At 64.5% G+C, this 780-nt stretch carries 1 protein-coding gene; it reads right to left on the bottom strand.

The window, feature by feature from the left end:
• Positions 1-701 (bottom strand): AMP-binding protein (locus tag A5788_RS01115; RefSeq protein WP_331710801.1); only part of this gene is annotated, 701 nt, incomplete at its 3' end.
• Between the last annotated feature and the right edge of the window lie 79 nt (positions 702-780).

Below are 780 nucleotides of genomic sequence, written 5' to 3'. Positions count from 1 at the left end.
GGAACCACATCGAGGAACACCGACAACATCGACGGCACGAAATGCACCGACGTCGCCCGCGTCGCCCCGATCAACTCCGCCAGATACAACGGATCGCCGTGACCACCCGGCCGCGCCACCACCACCTGAGCACCAGACATCAACGGCGCGAACAACTCCGGCACCGACACATCAAACGTCACCGGCGTCTTCAACACCACACGATCGGCGTCGGTCAGTGAGAAACGGTCGATGCACCACCGCAGACGGTTTACTGCGGCCCGGTGCGAGACGGTGACACCCTTCGGCCGACCCGTCGACCCCGACGTGAACAACGTATACAACGCCGCATCACCCGACAACGACGACAACCGCTCACCATCAGACACCGCAGCCACCGACACATCCACCGACCCCGACGCATCCACCTCAACCACCCGCACACGATCACCAAGCCCCACCACCGCAGCAGGCACCACACCAGCAGCAACCACCACCACACCCACCCCAGCAGTACCCACCATGTACTCCACCCGCTCTAGCGGCGCCTGCGTATCCAACGGCACATACTGACCACCCGCAGCAACCACCGCATGAACAGCCACCACAAACTCCACCGACCGCTCCAACGACACCCCCACCGCCACCTCAGGCCCCACCCCCACACCAATCAACTCACGCGCCAACACCGCCACCCGCGCACCAAACTCCGCATACGACACCACCCGACCCCCACACCACAACGCAGGCGCACCCGGCGACCGAACCACCTGCGCCGCAACAGCATCAGCAACCGTCTCG

Origin of the sequence: Gordonia sp. 852002-50816_SCH5313054-c, from assembly GCF_001665925.1 — a bacterium.
Taxonomy (GTDB): Bacteria; Actinomycetota; Actinomycetes; order Mycobacteriales; family Mycobacteriaceae; genus Gordonia; species Gordonia jacobaea.
Note: the sequence above shows the minus strand (reverse complement) of the source record. Positions and strands in the feature narration are given on the sequence as shown.